General features: G+C 71.4%; 25 protein-coding genes, 1 tRNA gene and 1 riboswitch. Of the genes, 17 read left to right on the forward strand and 9 right to left on the reverse strand.

Annotated elements, in window-relative coordinates; genetic code table 11:
* Positions 1 to 39: 39 nt before the first annotated feature.
* From ABZZ17_RS13485 to ABZZ17_RS13500, 4 genes are all read left to right on the forward strand, one after another.
* Positions 40 to 462: a M67 family metallopeptidase gene (locus ABZZ17_RS13485; RefSeq protein ID WP_356875316.1), complete on the forward strand. Its 423-nt coding sequence runs from the start codon at positions 40 to 42 to the stop codon at positions 460 to 462.
* Positions 463 to 539: 77 nt separating this feature from the next.
* Positions 540 to 647, forward strand: a complete 108-nt coding sequence (locus tag ABZZ17_RS13490) for a putative leader peptide (protein ID WP_310941867.1) — start codon at positions 540 to 542, stop codon at positions 645 to 647.
* A 101-nt stretch (positions 648 to 748) separates the two neighbouring features.
* Positions 749 to 1,036, forward strand: coding sequence for a MoaD/ThiS family protein (locus ABZZ17_RS13495; RefSeq protein WP_356875318.1), 288 nt, complete (start codon positions 749 to 751; stop codon positions 1,034 to 1,036).
* A complete protein-coding gene (locus ABZZ17_RS13500) occupies positions 1,036 to 1,986 on the forward strand; it encodes a cysteine synthase (protein ID WP_356875320.1) in 951 nt (316 codons plus the stop codon). The genes ABZZ17_RS13495 and ABZZ17_RS13500 overlap by 1 nt, the downstream gene beginning before the upstream one ends.
* A 47-nt stretch (positions 1,987 to 2,033) precedes the next feature.
* Here ABZZ17_RS13500 and ABZZ17_RS13505 read toward each other — a convergent pair whose 3' ends face one another.
* Both ABZZ17_RS13505 and ABZZ17_RS13510 read right to left on the reverse strand, forming a co-directional pair.
* Positions 2,034 to 2,384: a DUF488 family protein gene (locus ABZZ17_RS13505; protein ID WP_356875322.1), complete on the reverse strand. Its 351-nt coding sequence runs from the start codon at positions 2,382 to 2,384 to the stop codon at positions 2,034 to 2,036.
* Complete coding sequence (locus ABZZ17_RS13510; protein ID WP_356875324.1) at positions 2,381 to 2,806, reverse strand: hypothetical protein; 426 nt, start codon at positions 2,804 to 2,806, stop codon at positions 2,381 to 2,383. Before ABZZ17_RS13510 ends, ABZZ17_RS13505 begins: the two co-directional genes overlap by 4 nt.
* A 195-nt stretch (positions 2,807 to 3,001) precedes the next feature.
* Between ABZZ17_RS13510 and ABZZ17_RS13515 the strand changes: the two genes are divergently transcribed.
* Positions 3,002 to 3,754: an MBL fold metallo-hydrolase gene (locus ABZZ17_RS13515; RefSeq protein WP_356875326.1), complete on the forward strand. Its 753-nt coding sequence runs from the start codon at positions 3,002 to 3,004 to the stop codon at positions 3,752 to 3,754.
* Between the two features lie 94 nt (positions 3,755 to 3,848).
* Here ABZZ17_RS13515 and ABZZ17_RS13520 read toward each other — a convergent pair whose 3' ends face one another.
* Together ABZZ17_RS13520 and ABZZ17_RS13525 are read right to left on the reverse strand one after the other, a co-directional pair.
* On the reverse strand, positions 3,849 to 5,123 hold the full coding sequence (locus ABZZ17_RS13520; RefSeq protein WP_356875328.1) for a PTS transporter subunit EIIC: 1,275 nt from the start codon (positions 5,121 to 5,123) through the stop codon (positions 3,849 to 3,851).
* Between the two features lie 321 nt (positions 5,124 to 5,444).
* Entirely contained in the window at positions 5,445 to 6,746 is a 1,302-nt protein-coding gene (locus ABZZ17_RS13525; protein ID WP_356875330.1) for a PTS transporter subunit EIIC, read from the reverse strand.
* A 140-nt stretch (positions 6,747 to 6,886) separates the two neighbouring features.
* Here ABZZ17_RS13525 and ABZZ17_RS13530 point away from each other — a divergent pair, with 140 nt between their 5' ends.
* From ABZZ17_RS13530 to rdgB, 4 genes are all read left to right on the forward strand, one after another.
* Positions 6,887 to 7,198, forward strand: coding sequence for a PTS glucose/sucrose transporter subunit IIB (locus ABZZ17_RS13530; protein WP_356875332.1), 312 nt, complete (start codon positions 6,887 to 6,889; stop codon positions 7,196 to 7,198).
* 104 nt (positions 7,199 to 7,302) lie between these two features.
* Positions 7,303 to 8,037, forward strand: a complete 735-nt coding sequence (gene rph, locus ABZZ17_RS13535) for a ribonuclease PH (RefSeq protein WP_356875334.1) — start codon at positions 7,303 to 7,305, stop codon at positions 8,035 to 8,037.
* A 99-nt stretch (positions 8,038 to 8,136) separates the two neighbouring features.
* Complete coding sequence (locus tag ABZZ17_RS13540) at positions 8,137 to 8,523, forward strand: hypothetical protein (protein ID WP_356875336.1); 387 nt, start codon at positions 8,137 to 8,139, stop codon at positions 8,521 to 8,523.
* A gap of 30 nt (positions 8,524 to 8,553) precedes the next feature.
* Positions 8,554 to 9,168, forward strand: coding sequence for an RdgB/HAM1 family non-canonical purine NTP pyrophosphatase (gene rdgB, locus ABZZ17_RS13545; protein WP_356875338.1), 615 nt, complete (start codon positions 8,554 to 8,556; stop codon positions 9,166 to 9,168).
* A gap of 56 nt (positions 9,169 to 9,224) precedes the next feature.
* Here the strand turns inward: rdgB and ABZZ17_RS13550 are convergent.
* Positions 9,225 to 9,308: transfer RNA gene (locus tag ABZZ17_RS13550), tRNA-Leu, on the reverse strand.
* A 206-nt stretch (positions 9,309 to 9,514) separates the two neighbouring features.
* Complete coding sequence (gene bcp / locus ABZZ17_RS13555) at positions 9,515 to 9,982, reverse strand: thioredoxin-dependent thiol peroxidase (RefSeq protein WP_356875340.1); 468 nt, start codon at positions 9,980 to 9,982, stop codon at positions 9,515 to 9,517.
* A 113-nt stretch (positions 9,983 to 10,095) separates the two neighbouring features.
* Here bcp and ABZZ17_RS13560 point away from each other — a divergent pair, with 113 nt between their 5' ends.
* The 3 genes from ABZZ17_RS13560 (at position 10,096) to ABZZ17_RS13570 (ending at position 11,327) form a co-directional block, all read left to right on the forward strand.
* On the forward strand, positions 10,096 to 10,413 hold the full coding sequence (locus ABZZ17_RS13560) for a DUF3618 domain-containing protein (protein ID WP_356875454.1): 318 nt from the start codon (positions 10,096 to 10,098) through the stop codon (positions 10,411 to 10,413).
* A 46-nt stretch (positions 10,414 to 10,459) separates the two neighbouring features.
* Positions 10,460 to 10,801 carry a co-chaperone GroES gene (locus ABZZ17_RS13565; protein ID WP_030239046.1) on the forward strand — a complete coding sequence of 114 codons (342 nt, stop codon included), beginning with the start codon at positions 10,460 to 10,462 and terminating at the stop codon, positions 10,799 to 10,801.
* Positions 10,802 to 10,896: 95 nt separating this feature from the next.
* Positions 10,897 to 10,975: riboswitch (guanidine-III (ykkC-III) riboswitch) on the forward strand.
* 31 nt (positions 10,976 to 11,006) lie between these two features.
* Positions 11,007 to 11,327 carry a multidrug efflux SMR transporter gene (locus ABZZ17_RS13570; protein WP_030158619.1) on the forward strand — a complete coding sequence of 107 codons (321 nt, stop codon included), beginning with the start codon at positions 11,007 to 11,009 and terminating at the stop codon, positions 11,325 to 11,327.
* A gap of 12 nt (positions 11,328 to 11,339) precedes the next feature.
* Here the strand turns inward: ABZZ17_RS13570 and ABZZ17_RS13575 are convergent, their stop codons facing one another.
* The gene (locus ABZZ17_RS13575) at positions 11,340 to 13,649 is read right to left on the reverse strand and encodes a transglycosylase domain-containing protein (protein ID WP_356875456.1); all 2,310 of its coding nucleotides are present in this window, start codon (positions 13,647 to 13,649) and stop codon (positions 11,340 to 11,342) included.
* A gap of 352 nt (positions 13,650 to 14,001) precedes the next feature.
* Between ABZZ17_RS13575 and ABZZ17_RS13580 the strand changes: the two genes are divergently transcribed.
* From ABZZ17_RS13580 to ABZZ17_RS13600, 5 genes are all read left to right on the forward strand, one after another.
* Positions 14,002 to 14,817: an ABC-2 family transporter protein gene (locus ABZZ17_RS13580; protein WP_356875342.1), complete on the forward strand. Its 816-nt coding sequence runs from the start codon at positions 14,002 to 14,004 to the stop codon at positions 14,815 to 14,817.
* Between the two features lie 97 nt (positions 14,818 to 14,914).
* Positions 14,915 to 15,706 (forward strand): ABC transporter permease, encoded by a 792-nt coding sequence (locus ABZZ17_RS13585; protein WP_356875458.1) that lies wholly within the window; start codon positions 14,915 to 14,917, stop codon positions 15,704 to 15,706.
* A 6-nt stretch (positions 15,707 to 15,712) separates the two neighbouring features.
* Entirely contained in the window at positions 15,713 to 16,681 is a 969-nt protein-coding gene (locus ABZZ17_RS13590; RefSeq protein ID WP_356875344.1) for an ATP-binding cassette domain-containing protein, read from the forward strand.
* A gap of 165 nt (positions 16,682 to 16,846) precedes the next feature.
* Positions 16,847 to 17,569, forward strand: coding sequence for a DUF1707 domain-containing protein (locus ABZZ17_RS13595; RefSeq protein ID WP_356875346.1), 723 nt, complete (start codon positions 16,847 to 16,849; stop codon positions 17,567 to 17,569).
* 86 nt (positions 17,570 to 17,655) lie between these two features.
* Positions 17,656 to 19,020 carry a DUF445 domain-containing protein gene (locus tag ABZZ17_RS13600; protein WP_356875348.1) on the forward strand — a complete coding sequence of 455 codons (1,365 nt, stop codon included), beginning with the start codon at positions 17,656 to 17,658 and terminating at the stop codon, positions 19,018 to 19,020.
* Between the two features lie 491 nt (positions 19,021 to 19,511).
* On the opposite strand, the gene ABZZ17_RS13605 is transcribed toward ABZZ17_RS13600, so the two are convergent.
* Both ABZZ17_RS13605 and ABZZ17_RS13610 read right to left on the reverse strand, forming a co-directional pair.
* Positions 19,512 to 19,811: a hypothetical protein gene (locus ABZZ17_RS13605; RefSeq protein WP_356875350.1), complete on the reverse strand. Its 300-nt coding sequence runs from the start codon at positions 19,809 to 19,811 to the stop codon at positions 19,512 to 19,514.
* An 81-nt stretch (positions 19,812 to 19,892) separates the two neighbouring features.
* Positions 19,893 to 20,069 (reverse strand): hypothetical protein, encoded by a 177-nt coding sequence (locus ABZZ17_RS13610; protein WP_356875352.1) that lies wholly within the window; start codon positions 20,067 to 20,069, stop codon positions 19,893 to 19,895.
* Positions 20,070 to 20,219 lie beyond the last annotated feature (150 nt).

Consider the following 20,219-nt stretch of genomic DNA (forward strand, 5'->3'; position numbering starts at 1 on the left):
CCTCGGTACGGGAGGGCCCGTCTGTCTATCCTGTCGCTCATGCTGACCCTCACCCAGGACCTGTACGACCGGATCGTCGGGCACGCCCGCGAGGACCACCCCGACGAGGCGTGCGGGATCGTGGCCGGACCGGCCGGCACCGACCGCCCCGAGCGGTTCGTCCCGATGCTCAACGCGGCCCGCTCGCCCACGTTCTACGAGTTCGACTCGAAGGACCTGCTGAAGCTCTACCGGGAGCTGGACGACCGGGACGAGGAGCCCGTCATCGTCTACCACTCGCACACCGCCACCGAGGCCTATCCCTCGCGCACCGACGTCACCTACGCGAACGAGCCCGGCGCCCACTACGTCCTCGTCTCGACGGCCGACCAGGACGGCCTCGGCGAGTTCCAGTTCCGCTCGTACCGGATCGTCGACGGAGCGATCACGGAGGAAGAAGTGCAGGTCGTAGCCAGCTACTGACCAGTATGTGAGCGGGTGGAGTCCAGGATGCGGGATCACACTCCAAACGGGGGACCGGGAATCGTTAACATGACCGCATGGTTCCCCACGACGTGAGCATCGAGACGCCCGGCAGGCTGCTGCTCGTGGCGCGGCTGCACGTCGACCTGTGCCGCCTCGCCAGCGCCATCTGTCCTGCCGCCTGAGCACCACACGCCCGAGCACACAGCCCCCCGCGCGGGGGCGCAAGAACCGCGCGCCCGCACGTTCTCAACGTTTCACGCCCTTCACGACACAGGAGCCTGCCATGGCCATCGAGGTCCGCATCCCGACCATCCTCCGCACCTACACCGCCGGCGAGAAGGCCGTGAACGGCGAGGGCGCCACCCTGGACGACCTCTTCACGGACCTGGAGACCCGCCACGCGGGCATCCGCGAGCGCATCGTCGACGAGGCGAAGGGCGGCGAGCTGCGCCGGTTCGTGAACGTCTACCTCAACGACGAGGACGTCCGCTTCCTCGACGGCATCTCCACCGCCCTCAAGGACGGCGACAGCGTCACCATCCTTCCGGCCGTGGCCGGCGGCTCGAAGTAATGCGCTACGACTCCCCGCTCGCCGCCGTCGGCAACACGCCGCTGGTCCGGCTGCCCCGGCTCTCGCCCTCCGCCGACGTGCGGATCTGGGCGAAGCTGGAGGACCGCAACCCGACCGGATCGATCAAGGACCGCCCCGCGCTCCACATGGTCGAGCAGGCGGAGAAGGACGGCCGCCTCTTCCCCGGCTGCACCATCCTGGAACCCACCTCCGGCAACACGGGCATCTCGCTCGCGATGGCCGCGAAGCTCAAGGGCTACCGGATCGTGTGCGTCATGCCGGAGAACACCTCGCAGGAGCGGCGCGACCTTCTGGCGATGTGGGGAGCCGAGATCGTCTCTTCGCCGGCGGCCGGCGGCTCGAACACCGCCGTCCGGGTGGCCAAGGAACTGGCCGCCGAACACCCGGACTGGGTCATGCTCTACCAGTACGGCAACCCGGACAACGCCGGCGCCCACTACGCCACCACCGGCCCGGAGATCCTCACCGACCTCCCGTCCATCACGCACTTCGTGGCCGGCCTGGGCACCACCGGCACCCTGATGGGCGTCGGCCGCTACCTGCGCGAACACGTAGAAGGCATCAAGATCGTCGCCGCCGAGCCCCGGTACGACGACCTCGTCTACGGCCTGCGCAACCTCGACGAGGGCTTCGTCCCCGAGCTCTACGACGCCTCCGTGCTCACCACCCGCTACTCGGTGGGCTCCGCGGACGCCGTCACCCGCACCCGGGACCTGCTCCGCGAGGAGGGCATCTTCGCGGGCGTCTCCACCGGCGCCGCCCTCCACGCGGCCATCGGCGTCGGCCGCAAGGCCCTCGCCGCCGGGGAGAGCGCCGACATCGTGTTCGTCGTCGCCGACGGCGGCTGGAAGTACCTCTCCACCGGCGTCTACACGGCGGCCACCACCGAGGAAGCCATCGAGGTCCTCCAGGGCCAGCTCTGGGCGTAGGCCGTGCGCCGTCGGCGGTGTCGGCGGCGACGGCTACGGCTACGGGGTCAGGGGGCGGCCAGCAGCTCCGCCAGCACGGCGGCGTGGCTCGCCCCCGGATCCCGGACCGCCGTCACCAGGGTGAGCGGGCCCGCCCCGGCCAGCGCCCGCAGCCGGGCCAGCTCCGCCGCCGCCCCGGCCCCGCCCAGCTCCGCCTCGTAGCGCCGCCGGAACTCCTCGGGGGAGCCCCCGGCGTGGAACCACTTCCGCAGCTCCGCCGAGGGGGTCAGCGCCCGCGGCCACTCGTCCACCGCGGCCGCCGCCTTGGACAGCCCGCGCGGCCACAGCCGGTCCACGAGCACCCGCACGCCGTCCGCCCCCGGCTCGGGCGGATCGTAGACGCGCCGCACCCGGATCACCCCGCACCGCCTCCCAGCCCCTTGACCTCGTCCCACACCGCCGGATCCAGCGTCCCCAGCCGCTTGCGGAACTCCCACAGCGACACCTCCGCCGGCCGGTCCGCCTCCAGGAAACTGCCCCGCCCCTGCCGGCCCGCGATCCCCGGCGGCAGCGGGATCACCCCGGGCCGGCGGTCGTCGTACTTCCCCGCGATCCACGCGACCCGAGCCCGCTCCCGGTGCGCCCGTACCGCCATGACCAGGCACGACCTGCCGTCCACCAGGCTCCACAGCTCGCCCGCCCGCACGTCCGGAGGCGGCCCCGCCCCGTGCGGCGGCGCCACGGCCGCCCCGCCGCGGCCCCCCAGGACCCGCCGCGGCAGCAGCACCACCACCGCCACGGCGACCACCGCGACCAGCGCGGGCCACCAGGACGTGTCCATGTACCGACCGTAGCCGCGCACGGAGCCCCCGGCGCGGCAACGCCCGTACCCCCCGTCGCTCCCCCGGGTGACAGCACAGGTGATTCCCCCCACAACGGCCTGCCGCGGAGGAGCGACCGGACGTTTCGCGCCTTACGCTCGACCCACGCACGGCCCGCATTCCGTCCACGGACCGTCCACGGAGGTTCACGCTCCATGAAGCTCACCGTCGTCGGCTGCTCGGGGTCGTTCCCGTCCGCGGAATCGGCATGTTCGAGCTACCTCGTCGAGGCCGACGGCTTCCACCTGCTCCTCGACATGGGCAACGGCTCGCTCGGCGCGCTCCAGCGCCACTGCGGTCTCTACGACCTCGACGCGATCTTCCTGAGCCACCTGCACGCCGATCACTGCATCGACATGTGCGCCTACTTCGTCGCCCGTTTCTACCGCCACGAGGGCGGCCGCTGCGGCACCATCCCCGTCTACGGACCCGAGGGCACCGAGCAGCGCCTGACCACGGCCTACGAGGACGTCCCCGACCCGAGTTCGATGAGCGAGGTCTTCGACTTCCGGGCCCTGAAGTCCGCGTCCTTCGAGATCGGCCCGTTCAAGGTGCGCACCGAGAAGGTCTGCCACCCGGTCGAGTCGTACGCGATCCGCGTCGAGCACGGGGGACGTTCGCTCGTGTACTCCGGGGACACCGGGGTCTGCCCCGAACTCGGCACGCTCGCCGAGGGCGCCGACCTCTTCCTGTGCGAGGCCTCCTTCACGCACGGCAAGGAAGACATCCCCGACCTCCACCTCAACGGCCGCGAGGCCGGGGAGTACGCCCGCGGCGGCAAGGTCGGCCGGCTCGTGCTCACCCACATCCCGCCGTGGACGGACGCGGACCAGAACCTCGCCGACGCCCGCGCCGTCTACGACGGCCGGGTCGACCTCGCTTACGCGGGCGCCGTCTACGAGGTCTGAACCCCGGCGGGACCCGGCCCGCGGCCGCGCACACGGCGAAGCCCCCGCCCTCCCTTCCGGGAGAGCGGGGGCTTCGTCGCGTACTGACCGCTGCTTACTTGGCCTCGGCCTTCTGCAGCTCGGCGAGCTCCTCGTCGGACTCGCGGCCCGGCGTGGGGAGGTTCCACTTGGTGATCGCGAAGCGGAAGACGAAGTAGTAGACGACCGCGAAGCAGAGGCCGACGCCGGCCAGGCCCCACGGGTTGTTCGCGATGCCCAGGTTCAGGAGGAAGTCGACCGCGCCGGCGGAGAACCCGAAGCCGTCGCGCATGCCCAGGGCCCAGGTCAGCGCCAGCGAGACACCGGTGAGGACCGCGTGGATCGCGTAGAGCACCGGGGCGATGAACATGAAGGTGAACTCGATCGGCTCGGTCACACCGGTGACGAACGCGGTGGCCGCGAGGGAGAACATCATGCCGCCGACGACCTTGCGGCGCTCGGGGCGGGCGCAGTGGACGATCGCGAGGCAGGCCGCCGGGAGGGCGAACATCATGATCGGGAAGAAGCCGGTCATGAACTGTCCGGCGGTCGGGTCACCGGCGAGGAAGCGGGCGATGTCGCCGTGGACGGCGCCGTTGGCACCGTCGAAGGAACCGGCCTGGAACCAGGGGAAGGAGTTCAGCAGGTGGTGCATGCCGATCGGGATGAGCGCACGGTTGGCGACACCGAAGATGCCGGCGCCGACCGAACCGGAACCGACGAGCCACTCACCGAAGTTGTGCAGACCGGTGCCGAGGACCGGCCAGATGAGACCGAAGACGATGCCGGTGACCAGACCCGCGAGGGCCGAGAGGATCGGGACCAGACGGCGGCCGCCGAAGAAGCCCGCCCAGTCCGGCAGCTTGGTCCGGTAGAACTTCTGGTACAGCAGGGCGGTGATGATGCCCATCACGACACCGCCGAGGACACCGGCGTTGACCGCGGCGTCCACGTGGATGATCTTGTCGCCGTCGACCTTGGCGACCTTCGGCAGGTTGCTGTCGGTGAAGGTGGCGAGGACCTTCTGGAAGACCAGGTAACCCGTGACCGCGGCCAGGGCGGTCGAGCCGTCCGACTTCTTGGCGAAGCCGATCGCGATGCCGACGGCGAACAGGAGCGCCATGTTGTCGAGGATCGCGCCACCACCGGCGGCCATGTACCCGGCGATCTTGAGGATGAACGTCGGGAAGACGTCCTTGTCACCGAGCATGTCGTCCGCGCCGAGGCGGAGCAGGAGCGCGCCGGCAGGCAGCACGGCAACGGGGAGCATGAGGCTCCGGCCGATGCGCTGCATGACGGCCATCACGCCAGCGCCCTTCTTCTTTTCCGCAGCAGCGGTGGCTGTGGACATGGACTTCCTCCAGTGGACAAGGCACTGCCAGGGGGTACGGAACGGGGGTGGCGGCGTCTCGGAAAGGGGGACCGCGGGGGCCGGAACGAGCCACGCGTGGTCTACACCAATGGGTGGTGTAGACCAGTTGTAACACGGTGAGGGTTAGATAAGGAACCTTCAATTTCTCGTGGTCTACGCCACACGCGCCCCAACTCGGTCCGCTATCCGGAACGGCGGCCTTCCGGACATGGCGAAGGCCCCCGGATCCTGGGATCCGAGGGCCTCGGGGGCGGGGCCGAAGGGCCCGGCGCGGTCCCCCGCGCCTTCATAACGGCTTGGCTACGCCTTGGTGTTCTCCGCCTCCATGACCGCGATCTCCTCGTCCGACTCCCGCCCCGGCGTCGGAATGTCGAACTTCGTGATCGCGAAGCGGAAGACGGCGTAGTACACGACCGCGAAGCACAGACCGATCGGAATGATCATCCACGGCTTCGTGGCCAGCCCCCAGTTGATGACGTAGTCGATCAGACCGGCCGAGAAGCTGAAGCCGTCGTGCACGCCCAGCGCCCACGTCACCGCCATCGACACGCCCGTCAGCACCGCGTGGACCGCGTACAGCGCCGGCGCCACGAAGAGGAAGGAGTACTCCAACGGCTCCGTGATGCCCGTGACGAACGAGGTCAGGCCGACCGACATCATCAGGCCGCCGACCTCCTTGCGCCGCAGCGGCTTCGCGCAGTGCGTGATGGCCAGGGCCGCCGCCGGCAGGGCGAACATCATGATGGGGAAGAACCCGGACAGGAACTGCCCCGCGTTCGGGTCGCCCGCCAGGAACATCGGGATGTCGCCGTGCACCACCTTGCCGTCCGCCCCGGTGAAGCTGCCGAACTGGAACCACACCGGCACGTTCAGGAACTGGTGCAGGCCGATCACCAGCAGCGCGCGGTTCGCGACGCCGAAGATGCCCGCGCCCCACGACCCCAGACCGACCAGCCAGTCCGAGAAGCTCTCCAGGGCGTCGCCGATCGGCGGCCAGATCCACAGGCAGAGCACGGCGAACGCGATCGCGACGAAGGTCATGACGATCGGGACCAGCCGGCGCCCGTTGAAGAAGCCCAGCCAGTCCACCAGCTTCACCCGGTGGTAGCGCCGCCAGAACCAGGCGGCGAGCAGGCCCATCACGATGCCGCCGAACACCCCCGGATTCTGGAAGGTGTACTCGGCCAGGGTGTCGTCCGGACCCAGGCAGCCGCCCCCCACGTCCTTCGTCCCCGTGGGGCAGGGCTGGGGGAAGGCGCGCAGGACGCTGCGGTAGACGAGGAAGCCGACCACCGCCGCCAGCGCCGTCGAGCCGTCCGCCTTCTTCGCCATGCCGATCGCGACGCCCACGCAGAACAGGAGCGGCAGCCCGAGGTCGCTGTTGAGCAGGGCGCCGCCCGCGCTCGCCATCACCTTCGCGACGTTCGTCCAGCCCAGGCCCTGCGCGCCGAACAGGTCGGGCTGGCCGAGGCGGTTCAGGATGCCCGCCGCCGGGAGGACGGCGATCGGCAGCTGGAGGCTCCGCCCCATCTTCTGCAAGCCCTGGAACAAACCGTTCCACCACTTCGGCTCCGGCGCCGTTGCGGTACTGCTCGCGCTCATCGCGTCCTCCCTCACCCGGCCCGTTTTTGGCAGTCGCAACACTTGCGGCACACTGGTGTAGACCAGTAGCTGGGGCAGGCTGCTGCTGATGGTCATCATTCGGCAGCTACCGGGCACGCGCCCGCGTAGATAGGCCAACCGTGAGTTACCGTGACAAAGCGGACGACGCTGGTTACGGCCGCCGAGACTCGTTCTTCGAAACACTCAGGGAGACACACATGGCCACCAAGGCTGAGAAGATCGTCGCCGGGCTCGGCGGTATCGACAACATCGAAGAGGTCGAAGGCTGCATCACCCGCCTCCGCACCGAAGTCAAGGACCCGGGCCTCGTCGACGAAGCAGCCCTGAAGGCCGCCGGCGCCCACGGCGTCGTCAAGATGGGCACCGCGATCCAGGTCGTCATCGGCACCGACGCCGACCCCATCGCCGCCGACATCGAAGACATGATGTGAGCTGAACCCACCCGGCCCGCACCACCCCGCACACGACGAGACCCCGTCCCGGACCGACCCGGACGGGGTCCTCTCGTACCCCCGCACCGACTAGGCTCACAGCCATGTCTCGCATCGACGGCCGCACGCCCGAACAGCTCCGCCCGGTCACCATCGAACGCGGATGGAGCAAGCACGCCGAGGGCTCCGTCCTCATCTCCTTCGGTGACACCAAGGTCTTCTGCACCGCCTCCTTCACCGAAGGCGTCCCGCGCTGGCGCAAGGGCAGCGGCGAAGGCTGGGTCACCTCCGAATACTCGATGCTGCCCCGCTCCACCAACACCCGCGGCGACCGCGAATCCGTCCGCGGCAAGATCGGCGGCCGCACCCACGAGATCTCCCGCCTCATCGGCCGCTCGCTGCGCGCCGTCATCGACTACAAGGCCCTCGGCGAGAACACCATCGTCCTGGACTGCGACGTCCTCCAGGCCGACGGCGGCACCCGCACCGCCGCCATCACCGGCGCCTACGTCGCCCTCGCCGACGCCGTCGCCTGGGGCCAGAAGAAGAAGCTCGTCAAGGCCGGCCGCAAGCCCCTCACCGGCACCGTCGCCGCCGTCAGCGTCGGCATCGTCGACGGCGAACCCCTCCTCGACCTCTGCTACGAGGAAGACGTCCGCGCCGAAACCGACATGAACGTCGTCTGCACCGGCGACGGCCGCTTCGTCGAGGTCCAGGGCACCGCCGAAGGCGAACCCTTCGACCGCAAGGAACTCAACGCCCTCCTCGACCTCGCCGCAGGCGGCTGCGCCGACCTCGAAGCCCTCCAGCTCGGCGCCCTCGAACTCCAGGCCCCGTAGCAACCGCGGGACGCGCACACGCGTCTACGCACACACGGGCGCACGGTCTCACCACCGTGCGCCCGTCCACGTATCCCAACAGCGGGGGGACCCCACACCATGAAGCCCAAGCTCCGCATCGCCGCCGTCGCCCTGGCCGCAGCGCTCACCGTCCCGGCCCTCACCTCCTGCGACGCCATCTCCACCGCCATGGACTGCGCCAGCACCGGAGTCGCGATAGCCGACAGCGCCAACGACCTCCAGCAGGCCGTCTCCCAGGCCGGCAACAGCCTCGACGACGCCCAGAAGGCCCTCAACGAGATCGAGGCGAGCCTCAAGAAGATCGGCGACCAGACCGACAACGCCGACCTCGGCAAGGCCGTCGACTCCATGAACACGGCCGTCAAGAACGTCCGCACCTCCATCGAGAGCGGCAACACCGCCCCCGACATCAAGCCCGTCGCCGACGCCGCCGCCGAGATCTCCAAGGTCTGCACCCCCGGCTGAACCACCCCGCGGGCCGGAAATAATGGAGCCATGACCTCCACGCCGCCCCGCCTGATCCTCGCCACCCGCAACCCGGGCAAAGTCACCGAACTGCGCGCCATCCTGTCCGACGCCGGCCTGCCGCACGACCTGGTCGGCGCGGACGCGTACCCGGAGATCCCCGACGTCAAGGAAACCGGCGTCACCTTCGCCGAGAACGCCCTCCTCAAGGCCCACGCCCTCGCCCGGGCCACCGGCCTGCCCGCCGTCGCCGACGACTCCGGCCTCTGCGTCGACGTCCTGAACGGCGCCCCCGGCATCTTCTCCGCCCGCTGGGCCGGCGCCCACGGCGACGACGCCGCCAACCTCGCGCTGCTCCTGGCCCAGCTCGGCGACATCGCCGACGAGCACCGCGGCGCCCACTTCTTCTGCGCCGCCGCCCTCGCCCTGCCGGACGGCACCGAACGCGTCGTCGAGGGCCGCCTCCTCGGCACCCTCCGCCACGCCCCCGAAGGCGGCGGCGGCTTCGGCTACGACCCGATCCTCCAGCCCCTGGGCGACACCCGCACCTGCGCCGAACTCGCCCCGGCGGAGAAGAACGCCATCTCCCACCGCGGCCAGGCCTTCCGCGCCCTGGTCCCGGCCATCAGGGAACTCCTGGGCTGACCCCCACCACAACACCGAAGGCCCGACTCACGAGAGCCGGGCCTTCGGTGTGCACGTGCGGTTGGGGGGACTCGAACCCCCACGGGTTTTACCCCACTGGGACCTAAACCCAGCGTGACTGCCAATTCCACCACAACCGCGACATTGTGACCAATTCGGACACGCTCCCCGTCCGGGTCGTGGTCAGTCTAAAGGGGTGGTGGTCCGTGGGGCGACAGGGTTGCGCGGAGCGTTCCGGCCACGTGGCCGTCGGCGGATGGCAGTTGGGGCCGTCGTGGCGAAGCGCCCCCGGTGAACGCAGAAGCCCGCACCGGTTGGGTGCGGGCTGTTCCGGCGAACGGGTGGGTCAGATGCCCAGGTCCTTGATGATCTTCGCTACGTGGCCGGTGGCCTTGACGTTGTAGAAGGCGTGCTCGACCTTGCCCTGCTCGTCGACGACGACCGTGGAGCGGATGACCCCGGTGACCGTCTTGCCGTAGAGCTTCTTCTCGCCGAACGCGCCGTACGCCGTCAGGGTCTCCTTGTCGGGGTCCCCGACGAGGGTGACCTTCAGGTGCTCCTGCTCGCGGAACTTGGCGAGCTTCTCCGGCTTGTCGGGGGAGACGCCGATGACGTCGTACCCGGCGGCGGCCAGGACGTCCAGGTTGTCCGTGAAGTCGCAGGCCTGCTTGGTGCAGCCCGGCGTCAGGGCCGCCGGGTAGAAGTACACGATCACCTTGCGGCCCTTGTGGTCGGCCAGCGAGACCTCGTTGCCGTCCGCGTCGGGCAGGGTGAAGGCGGGGGCGGTGTCGCCCGGCTGGAGTCGCTCGCTCATCTCAACAGTCTCCTCGGGAGGGGATCGGTACCTCATGAGCCTAAGCTGACGGAGCTGACAGACTGTCCATGACGGATCACGCCCACAGACGACACAACGACGGAGGCAGCGCGGTGCCGGAAGCCAGGACCCCCGCTCAGATCGAGGCGGACATCGTCCGCCGCCGCGAGCAGCTCGCCGAGACGCTCGACGAGATCGGCGTGCGCATGCACCCGAAGACGATCATCGGGGACGCGAAGGCGAGGGTCGCGTCGACCGTCGACCAGACCGCCGGGCGGGCCTTCGTCGCGGTCAACCGGCTGGTCACCGACGTGAAGGACGGGCTGCGCCACGAGGACGGGGCGCCGCGCTTCGAGCGGATCGTGCCCGTGGCGCTGCTGGCCGCCGGCGTGGTCGGGCTGGTCGTGGTGTCGGCGCGCCGCAAGCGGTGAGGACCCACCGGCGTACGGGGCGGGCCGGGGCAGGTAGGTTCGGGTCGTGAGCGAGAACACCACCCACGACAAGCTGCCCATCCGCATGCTGCACGACCGCGTGCTCGTGAAGTCCGACCTGCCCGAGGGCGAGCGGCGCTCGGGCGGCGGGATCCTGATCCCGGCGACGGCCGCCGTGGGCAAGCGGCTGGCCTGGGCCGAGGTGGTCGCGGTCGGGCAGAACGTACGGAGCGTGGAGCCGGGGGACCGGGTGCTGTACGACCCGGAGGACCGGGCCGAGGTGGAGGTGCGCGGGGCGACGTACGTGCTGATGCGCGAGCGGGACCTGCACGCGGTGGCCGCGGAGCGGCTGGAGGGGTCGAAGGACTCCACCGGGCTGTACCTGTGATCTGATCCGGCTCTGATCTGATCAGGCTCGGACCGATTCGATCTGAGCGGGATGTGGACCCCTGAGGGCTGGTGGCCGAGGTCACCAGCCCTTCGTGCTGCCCTTTGCTACGGTGGAGGGGAACCCCCGACGAGACGCGCCGTACCGGGTTGCAGGACGCAAAGACGACGCACCCCCGTTCCGTCTCGTCCCGGAGGTGCCTGTCATGGCCTGGGTTCTTCTTCTCGTCGCCGGTCTGCTCGAAGTGGGCTGGTCGATCGGCATGAAATTCACCGAGGGCTTCACCCGGCTGTGGCCGTCCGTGTTCACGGGTGCCGGGATCGTCGCGAGCATGGTGCTGTTGTCGTACGCCGCCAAGACGCTGCCCATCGGTACGGCGTACGGGGTGTGGGTGGGCATCGGTGCGGCCGGGGCCGCGGTGCTGGGGATGGCGGTGCTGGGGGAGCCCGTCACCGCCGCCCGGATCTTCTTCATCTGTCTGCTGCTGGTCGCGGTCGTGGGGCTGAAGGCGACCTCCGGTCACTGAGCGGGTGCGGGCCTACTCCAGGTAGTCGGCCGGGGGCCGGCGGCGGAGGCCGGTGCCGCCCTGGGTCTGGCCCCCGTCGCTCCGGCCGCCGGTGCTCTGGCCTCCGTCCGTCTGGCCGCCCTGGTCCTGGCCGCCCTGTGTCTGTCCGCCCTGGGTCTGGCCGCCGTCCGTCCGGCCGCCGGTGGTCTGGCCTCCGTTGGTCTGGCCGCCCTGGGTCTGGCCGCCCTGGTCCTGGCCCCCGTTGGTCTGGCCGCCTTGGGTCTGGCCGTCAGTGGTCTGGCCTCCGTCCGTCCGGCCGTCCGGGGTGCGGCCTCCGTCCGTCTGGCCGCCGTCGGTGCGGCCGCCGTCCGGCGGGCCGTCCGTCGGCGGGGCGGGCGTGTCCGGGGAGAAGCTGCCGGGGGGCGGCTGGGGGGTGTCGGGCTGCTGGGGCGGGGCGGCGCCCCGCTGGAGGTCGAGGTCGAAGTCCACGGGGTCGGAGGCCTCCAGGGCCGTCTTCGTGTAGGCGGCCCAGATCCGGGCCGGGTAGCCGCCGCCTCCGATGCGCCGCTCGCCGAGGGCCCCGTACAGGGACTGGAGGGTGCCGGTGTCGGGGTCCTGGCCCATCATCGAGACGACCGTGACCAGGTCCGGGGTGTACGCGGCGAACCAGGCCGAACGGTCCAGTTCGGCGGTGCCGGTCTTGCCGGCGGCCGGGTGGCCGGCGGCGAGGGCGGCCGTCCCGGTGCCGTTGTCGACGACGCTGATCAGCATGGAGGTGGTCGTGTCGGCGGCTTCGCGGCTGATGGCCTGGTGCGGGGCGCGGTCGGGGAGGCGGATGTCGTCCCCGTCCTTGGTGATCTTCTCCACGAGGGTGTACGGGACGCGCCGGCCGTGGTCGGCGAGGGTCGCGTAGGCCTGGGTCATGTCCAGGACGCTGGCCTGCATGGTGCCGAGCGCGATGGCCGGGCCCGGGTCGAAGTTCGGGGTGTTCTCGGGGATGCCGAGGGCGATGGCCGTCTCCTTCACCGCGGCCCCGCCGACGTCGACGGCCATCTGCGCGTAGACGGTGTTGACGGAGAGGTCGGTGGCGGTGTTGACGGTGATGTTCCCGTAGGAGATCTGGCCCTCGTTCTCGGGGTCGAAGCGGATCCGGCCGCCGACGACGGGGCGCTTGTTGTCGCCGTTGTAGACGGTGTTGGGGGTGATGCGGCGGCCGTCCTGGGTGCGGGAGCCGTTCTCGACCGCGGCGGCGAAGACGAACGGCTTGAAGGTGGAGGCCACCTGGTAGTCGTGCCGGGTCGCGTTGTTCACGTACTGCTTGGTGTAGTCGATGCCGCCGTACAGGGCGACGACGTTGCCGGTGGCCGGGTCGATGGAGGCCCCGCCCGCCCGCACGAGACGGTCCGCGGGGCGCGCTGCCGGGTCGAGGTGGTCGGTCATCTCGGTCCGGACGGCGTCGGCGAAGGCGTTCTGGCGGCGTTTGTCGATGGTGGTGGTGATGCGGTAGCCGCCCTCGGCGAGGGTCTTGTCGTCGAGGACCTTGTGTTCGGTGATGTAGTCCTTGACGGCCTCGACGAGGTAGCCGCGCTGGCCCGAAAGTCCGGACGCGGGGCGGATCCTGCCCGGTTCGGGGAAAGTCGCGGCCGTGCGTTCGGCCGGGGTCATCCACTTCTTCTTGACCATGCCGTCGAGTACGTAGTTCCAGCGGGCCACGGCGCGGTCGCGGCTGCGCGGGTGGGCGATGACGTCGAAGGCGCTGGGGGAGTTGAGGAGGGTGGCCAGGTAGGCGCCTTCGGCGGTGGTGAGTTTGCCGACGTCCTTGCCGTAGTAGGCCTGCGAGGCTGCCTGGATGCCGTAGGCGTTGCGGCCGAAGTAGCTGGTGTTGAGGTAGCCCTCGAGGATGTAGTCCTTCGACTTCTCGCGGCCGAGTTTGATCGCGATGAAGAATTCCTTGACCTTGCGGTTCACCGTCTGTTCCTGGCCCAGGTAGTAGTTCTTGACGTACTGCTGGGTGATGGTCGAGCCGGACTGCTTGCCCTTGCCGGTGACGGTGTTCCAGGCGGCGCGGACCATGGCCTTCGGGTCGACGGCGCGTTCGGAGTGGAAGTCCCGGTCCTCCGCGGCCAGTACGGCTTCCTGGACGGTGGGCGGGACCTGGGAGAGCGGCACGTTGACGCGGTTGACCTCGCCGTCGCGGGCGAGCTGGGAGCCGTCGGAGTAGAGGTAGACGTTGGACTGGGCGGTGGCCGCCGCGTTGGCCGGCGGGATGTCGACCAGCAGGTATCCGGCGACGAGGGCGCCGCCCAGCAGCAGGGCGAGCAGCAGGAGTCCGCCGAGCAGCATGCGCCAGCCGGGGAGGGCGCGGCGCCAACCGGTGCGCCGTCGCCTGCCTTTGGCGGGTGCCGGCGGGCGGTTCTTTTCACCCTTGCGGGGAGCGCGTTCGAGTACGGGCTCCGCGGGCGTGCCGGGGGTGTCCGGGTCGCGAGGCGTCCAGCCCGGTGGTGGTGACTGGTCGCTCATTTCCCGGACTCCTCGTGGCCGTGCGAAATATCCACATCTGTACCTCATGGTGTCTACCCGATGGCCGGTGGTTCCGCTCCGGACGGGCATAAATCGGTCGCGTGGCTCGCCCCTCCGCACTAAGCTCGCGCGCTTTGGCCGACGTAGGAACGACGTGGAAAACGGAGGGGATACGGTGCGTCAGAGAGCGCTGCTCTACGGAGCCGTCTGGGCGGGCGGCTTCCGGCGCTACGCGGCCTACGGGACGGCGACGGCCGCAGGGGTGTTCACCAACACCGTGTTCGGTTTCATCGTCGCGTACACGTACATCGCGCTGTGGGACGAGCGGCCGGGTCTCGGCGGCTACGACCAGGCGCAGGCCCTCACCTTCGTGTGGGTGAGCCAGTCGCTGCTCGCGGCCGGGGCGATGATCGGGGGCGGTTTCCAGGAGGAGTTCCAGGAGCGGGTGCGGACGGGGGACATCGCCGTCGACCTGTACCGGCCGGCGGACCTCCAGTTGTGGTGGCTCGCCTCGGACATGGGGAGGGCGGCCTTCCATCTGCTGGGGCGCGGGGTGGTGCCGCTGCTCGCGGGGGCGCTGGCGTTCCCGCTGGCGCTGCCCGGTGATCCGGCGCGGTGGCTGTTGTTCCTGGTGTCGGTCGCGCTCGGGCTGACCGTGAGCTTCGCGGTGCGGTACCTGCTGGGGCTGGCCGCGTTCTGGCTGATGGACGGGGCGGGGATCAACCTGATGGCCACGGTCGTGACGATCTTCTTCTCGGGGATGGTGCTGCCGCTGACGGTGTTCCCGGGCGGTTTCGGCGAGGTGGTGCGGGTGCTGCCGTGGGCGGCGATGCTCCAGGTGCCGCTGGACGTCCTGCTCGGCACGCACGAGGGGGCCGGGGGAGCGGTGCGGGCGCTGGGGTTCCAGGCGGGATGGGCGCTGGTGCTGCTGGGGGCGGGGCGGCTGGCGCAGTCGGCGGCGACGCGGAAGGTGGTGGTCCAGGGTGGCTGAGGTGACGGGTGCCGCTGTCGGTACCGGTGTGGCGGAGGCGTACGAGCCGCCGGGGCGGCCGGGCGTACCGGCGGCGCGCGGGCGGGCGTGGGAGGGGCTGCGCGGCTACGGGCTGATCGTGGCGATGTGGATCCGGTCGACGATGACGTACCGGACGTCGTTCTTCCTCTCGACCTTCGGGAACGCGGCGATCACCCTGCTGGACTTCGTGACGATCTACTTGATGTTCACGCACGTGGAGGTGCTGGGCGGGTTCACGCTCCCCGAGATCGCGCTGCTCTACGGGTCCTGTTCGGCCTCGCTGGGGCTGGCTGACCTGCTCCTCGGCAACACCGACCGGATCGGGGCCCGGATCCGCGACGGCTCCCTCGACACGATGCTGGTGCGGCCGGTCCCGGTGCTCGCGCAGGTCGCGGCGGACCGGTTCGCGCTGCGCCGCCTCGGCCGGGTCGCGCAGGGCCTGGCGGTGCTGGTCTGGGCGGTTTCGGCGCTGGAGGTGGAGTGGACGGCCGGGAAGGTGCTGCTGGTGCCCGTGATGATCCTGGCCGGGGCGGGGATCTTCGGGGCCGTGATGGTGGCCGGGGCGGCCTTCCAGTTCGTCGCCGGGGACGCGGCGGAGGTGCAGAACTCCTTCACGTACGGGGGCTGCACGATGCTCCAGTACCCGCCGACGGTGTTCGCGAAGGACCTGCTGCGCGGGGTGACCTTCATCGTGCCGCTGGCCTTCGTCAACTGGCTGCCCGCGCTGTACGTGCTGGGGCGGCCCGATCCGCTCGGGCTGCCGCAGTGGGCGGCGTTCGTGAGCCCGCTGGTGGCTCTCGTGGTGTTCCTGCCCGCGTCGCTGGCGTGGCGCGCGGGTGTCCGTTCGTACCGCAGTACGGGGAGTTGAGGGTTGATGGCAGAGGCTCTGATCTCGTTGGAGGGCGTCGAGAAGGTCTTCGACGTACGCCGCCGGGTGAACTGGATCCGCAGGGAGAAGCGGCAGGTCCGGGCCGTGGACGGGATCGGCTTCGAGGTCGCGCGGGGCGAGATGGTCGGCTACATCGGGCCGAACGGCGCCGGGAAGTCGACCACGATCAAGATGCTGACCGGGATCCTCACCCCGAGCGGGGGCCGGCTGCGGGTCGCCGGCATCGACCCGGCGCGGGAGCGGATGCGTCTCGCGCACCGGATCGGGGTGGTGTTCGGGCAGCGCACGACGCTGTGGTGGGACCTTCCGCTGAAGGACTCGTACGGGCTGATGCGGCGCATGTACCGGATCCCGTCGGCGCGCTACGCGGAGAACCTGGAGCGGTGCGTGGAGCGCCTGGACCTGGCCGAGCTGCTCGACGTGCCGGTGCGGCAGCTGTCGCTGGGGCAGCGGATGCGCGGGGACATCGCGGCGGCGCTGCTGCACGATCCGGAGGTGCTCTACCTGGACGAGCCGACGATCGGGCTCGACGTGGTGAGCAAGGCGAAGGTACGGGGCTTCCTGCGGCAGCTGAACGAGGAGCTGGGGACCACGGTGCTGCTGACGACCCACGACCTCCAGGACATCGAGCAGCTGTGCGAGCGGGTGATGGTGATCGACCACGGGCGGCTGATGTACGACGGGCCGCTGGGCGGGCTGCACGAGGTGGGCCCGGAGGGGGCGGGCGAGCGGACGCTGGTGGTGGACCTGGAGGCGGAGTTCGCGCCGATCGAGGTGGCGGGGGCGCGGGTGGTGAAGGTGGAGGGGCCACGGCAGTGGCTGGCGTTCCCGGCACGGGCGTCGGCGGCGCCGCTGGTGGCGGAGGTGGCGGCGCGGTACCCGCTGCTGGACCTGTCGGTGCGGGAGCCGGACATCGAGGACGTGATCGCGCGGATGTACGCGGGGCGGGGGTGAGGCGGGGGCCGCGTGGCGTCGGCGGACTGGTGGCGTCAGGGGCTCGTGGGGCCGGAGGCGGGGCGCGGGGTCCGGCGGCGTCGGGGATAGATCAGGGTCGATCCCGGGGAGCGGCTGGGGGACGGGCCATTCAACTCGCCCGTATCTCTGCATAGGGTGGTCCGCATGAGTGACGAGCGGCCCGAGAAGCCGTTGCCGGAGAAGGCGCCGCTGCCGGAGCTGAGGGCGTCCGATGCCGACCGGGACCGGGTGGTGGAGCGCCTGCGGGACGCCGTCGCCGAGGGCCGGCTCGACATGGAGGAGTTCGAGGAGCGGCTGGAGGCGGTCTACGCGTCCCGGACGTACGCCGAGCTGGCCCCCCTGACCCGCGACCTGCCGGACGTGCCCGGGGAGGCCCCCGTGGGGGTACCGCCCGCGTCGCTGCCGGCTCAGGGCGGGGCGGCACGGCAGTCCTGGCAGTCCCGCATCGGCGGCGCGGGCACCTCCGCGACGGCCGTCGCCGTCATGTCGGGGTTCCAGCGCAAGGGCCACTGGACGGTGCCCGCCCGCTTCAACGCGGTGGCGATCTGGGGCGGCGGCGAGATCGACCTGCGCGAGGCGAACTTCGCGCAGCGCGAGGTGGTGATCACCTGCGTGGCCGTGATGGGCGGCATCCAGATCACGGTGCCGCCGGGTGTGGAGGTCGACGTACGGGGCATCGGGATCATGGGCGCCTTCGACCAGCGGGCCGCCCAGGCCCCGGCGGACCCGGGGGCTCCGCGCGTGGTGGTGAACGGCCTCGCCTTCTGGGGCGGGGTGGAGATCAAGGTCAAGGAGCCCAAGGGCCGGAAGCCGCCGAAGGGCGGCCCGGACCGGCTGGACGGCGGGACGCCCCGCAAGCGGCTGTAGGGGTCGCCCCAGGGGGTGCCGGACAGGTGCCGGACGCCCCGCACGGCGCGCCGGGAACTCCCCGGGCCGCCCGGGAGTCGGATGCTATGCAGACAAAACCGGCCACCGGGGGAAGGCAGGAGCCCGTGGAAGACGTGGACAGCCGCACGAGGGCGCGGACCGCGCCACCCCCGCCGCCCCGGGGCGCGTTCGTGTTCAACGCGGCGGACGAGGAACGGCGGCGCGGCGTCCGCCGGATGAAGACCACCGCGACGGGCCTGCTGATCCTGGTCGCGCTGGTCTACGTACTGGCCAAGTACGCCCAGCACGCCTGGGGCGCGGGCGGCTGGGCCGGGTACGTGGCGGCGGCGGCCGAGGCAGGCATGGTCGGCGCGCTCGCGGACTGGTTCGCGGTCACGGCGCTGTTCCGGCGGCCGCTCGGGCTGCCGATCCCGCACACCGCGATCATCCCGACGAAGAAGGACCAGCTGGGCGTCACCCTGGGGGAGTTCGTCGGCGAGAACTTCCTCTCCTCCGACGTCGTACGCGCCCGGCTGCACGCCCTCGGCATCGGCGGCCGCCTCGGCGCCTGGCTGGCGGAGCCCGCGCACGCCGACCGGGTCACGGCCGAGCTGGCGACGGCGCTGCGCGGGGCGCTGACCGTCCTGCGGGACTCCGACGTGCAGGCCGTCGTGGGTGAGGCGATCACGCGGCGGGCCGAGAGCGCCGAGATCGCGCCGGGCATCGGCAAGACCCTGGAGCGGGTCGTCGCGGACGGCGGGCACCGGCGGGCCGTCGACCTCGTCTGCACGAAGGCGCACGACTGGCTCGTGACGCACGGGGACTCGGTGATGGACGCCGTCCAGGGCGGGGCACCGGGCTGGACCCCGCGTTTCGTCGACCGCAAGATCGGCGACCGCGTGTACAAGGAGCTGCTCCGCTTCGTGACGGAGATGCGGGACATGCCGGAGCATCCGGCGCGGGGGGCGGTGGACCGCTTCCTGCGGGACTTCGCGGCCGACCTCCAGTCGGACACCGAGACGCGGGCGCGGGTCGAGCGGCTGAAGTCGGAGATCCTGGCGCGGGGCGAGGTGCAGGACGTGATCGCCTCCGCGTGGACCGCGATCCGCTCGATGATCATCTCGGCGGCGGAGGACGAGAAGAGCGAACTGCGGCTGCGGGTACGGGCCTCGCTGATCGCGCTGGGCGCGCGGCTGGCGACGGACGGCCGGCTCCAGGCGAAGGTGGAGGGCTGGATCGAGGGCGCGGTGGTGTACGTCGTCACCACCTACCGCGCCGAGATCACCTCCCTGATCACGGACACGGTGGCGAGCTGGGACGCGGAGCACACCTCGCGCAAGATCGAGGCCCACATCGGGCGCGACCTCCAGTTCATCCGCATCAACGGCACGGTGGTCGGCGCACTGGCGGGCCTGCTGATCTACTCGGTCTCCCGGGCGTTCGGGGCGTAGGGGGCGGGGCGGGCTCGGCCTGGCGCTCGCGCTGTACGGCCTGGCGGGGGCCGGTACCGGGGGCCGGTCTGCGGGGCGCGGCGGTGGGCCGGTGCGGGTGGGGGCCGGTGCCGGGCGGGCCCAGCGCTCGCGCTCGGGGCGGGGAGGCCCTCGCGGTGGGCGGCTCGGCGGTGCCGGTCCTGTGGTGCGCGGCGGCGGGCCGACGCGGGTGGGGGCCGATTCCGGGCGGGCGGACCCTGGCCGGGGCCGTCAGGCTTCCCCGGCCCGGGCCGGCGGGCGGGCCCTGGGCCCCGGCGGGCGGGCGGTCGGTACGGGTGCGGGGCGGCTGGCCCCGCAGAATCCACGGCGCAGGTAGCGCGGCGGGGAGCGGGGAGGCCCCCGCATCCAGGGGCAAGTACGCGCCGGGGGCGGGGCGGCCCCGCATCCAGGGGCCGGGTACGCGCCGGGGCGGGATCCCTCCTCGTAACCGCCCGGCCAGGGCATGGGCAGGGTCAGGCGCGGTCCGCCACCGCCCAGGTCGTCGCCGCCACGACGACGGCGGCTCCGATGACGGCCGGCCAGGCCCCGACCTTCTTGGCCAGCGGGTGCGCTCCCGCGAAGCCGGCGACGTACAGCGCCCCGAGCCCGGCCGCGACCGGGGTGCCGGCGCGCCGGTGCCACTCCCGCCCGGCCACGACCCCGGCGGCGCCGAGGACGACCCCGCCCAGGGGCCGCTTCTTGGTCCAGCGGGCGACGGCGTAGCCGCCGACCAGGCCTGCGGCCGCCACCACGGAACTCGGTACCCGCGCCATGTAGAACTCCCTCGGTCTTCTTGGCTGACGTTGATGCTGATGACGTGCCGACAGTCCGACGCACACGCCCCGTCCACGAGGCTAACGCGGCCTCCTGGCCACCCGGCGGGCGCCCACCGCGCCGAGCACGAGCACGGCCCCGCCGATGACGCCGTGCGGCACCGCGTCCTGTACGGCACGCGGCAACACCGCGACGACCCCGAGGACGAGCAGGAAGGCGAGTGCGTACCGGCGCGCGATGCGCAGCAGTCTGTCCACGGGCTGCTCAACGCCGTGGCCGGGCGTGCGACACGGACGGCGCGGAGGCGATTTGTCGCACACTCTCCGTTTCTGCGGACGGCCCGGGCAGGGAACCCCGAAGGCGTAGATTCGGTCTTCCAGGGGGAAACCCGCTCAACCCACCACCAG

This window comes from Streptomyces sp. NPDC006512, from assembly GCF_040611935.1.
Classification (GTDB): domain Bacteria; phylum Actinomycetota; class Actinomycetes; order Streptomycetales; family Streptomycetaceae; genus Streptomyces.

Bases quoted from the DNA above. Each gene is read 5' to 3' on its own strand.
- ABZZ17_RS13485 (WP_356875316.1), top strand. From the start codon at position 40: ATGCTGACCCTCACCCAGGACCTGTACGACCGGATCGTCGGGCACGCC.
- ABZZ17_RS13490 (WP_310941867.1), top strand. From the start codon at position 540: ATGGTTCCCCACGACGTGAGCATCGAGACGCCCGGCAGGCTGCTGCTC.
- ABZZ17_RS13495 (WP_356875318.1), top strand. From the start codon at position 749: ATGGCCATCGAGGTCCGCATCCCGACCATCCTCCGCACCTACACCGCC.
- ABZZ17_RS13500 (WP_356875320.1), top strand. From the start codon at position 1,036: ATGCGCTACGACTCCCCGCTCGCCGCCGTCGGCAACACGCCGCTGGTC.
- ABZZ17_RS13510 (WP_356875324.1), bottom strand. From the start codon at position 2,806: ATGGACACGTCCTGGTGGCCCGCGCTGGTCGCGGTGGTCGCCGTGGCG.
- ABZZ17_RS13515 (WP_356875326.1), top strand. From the start codon at position 3,002: ATGAAGCTCACCGTCGTCGGCTGCTCGGGGTCGTTCCCGTCCGCGGAA.
- ABZZ17_RS13520 (WP_356875328.1), bottom strand. From the start codon at position 5,123: ATGTCCACAGCCACCGCTGCTGCGGAAAAGAAGAAGGGCGCTGGCGTG.
- ABZZ17_RS13525 (WP_356875330.1), bottom strand. From the start codon at position 6,746: ATGAGCGCGAGCAGTACCGCAACGGCGCCGGAGCCGAAGTGGTGGAAC.
- rph (WP_356875334.1), top strand. From the start codon at position 7,303: ATGTCTCGCATCGACGGCCGCACGCCCGAACAGCTCCGCCCGGTCACC.
- ABZZ17_RS13540 (WP_356875336.1), top strand. From the start codon at position 8,137: ATGAAGCCCAAGCTCCGCATCGCCGCCGTCGCCCTGGCCGCAGCGCTC.
- rdgB (WP_356875338.1), top strand. From the start codon at position 8,554: ATGACCTCCACGCCGCCCCGCCTGATCCTCGCCACCCGCAACCCGGGC.
- bcp (WP_356875340.1), bottom strand. From the start codon at position 9,982: ATGAGCGAGCGACTCCAGCCGGGCGACACCGCCCCCGCCTTCACCCTG.
- ABZZ17_RS13570 (WP_030158619.1), top strand. From the start codon at position 11,007: ATGGCCTGGGTTCTTCTTCTCGTCGCCGGTCTGCTCGAAGTGGGCTGG.
- ABZZ17_RS13575 (WP_356875456.1), bottom strand. From the start codon at position 13,649: ATGCTGCTCGGCGGACTCCTGCTGCTCGCCCTGCTGCTGGGCGGCGCC.
- ABZZ17_RS13590 (WP_356875344.1), top strand. From the start codon at position 15,713: ATGGCAGAGGCTCTGATCTCGTTGGAGGGCGTCGAGAAGGTCTTCGAC.
- ABZZ17_RS13595 (WP_356875346.1), top strand. From the start codon at position 16,847: ATGAGTGACGAGCGGCCCGAGAAGCCGTTGCCGGAGAAGGCGCCGCTG.
- ABZZ17_RS13600 (WP_356875348.1), top strand. From the start codon at position 17,656: ATGCAGACAAAACCGGCCACCGGGGGAAGGCAGGAGCCCGTGGAAGAC.
- ABZZ17_RS13605 (WP_356875350.1), bottom strand. From the start codon at position 19,811: ATGGCGCGGGTACCGAGTTCCGTGGTGGCGGCCGCAGGCCTGGTCGGC.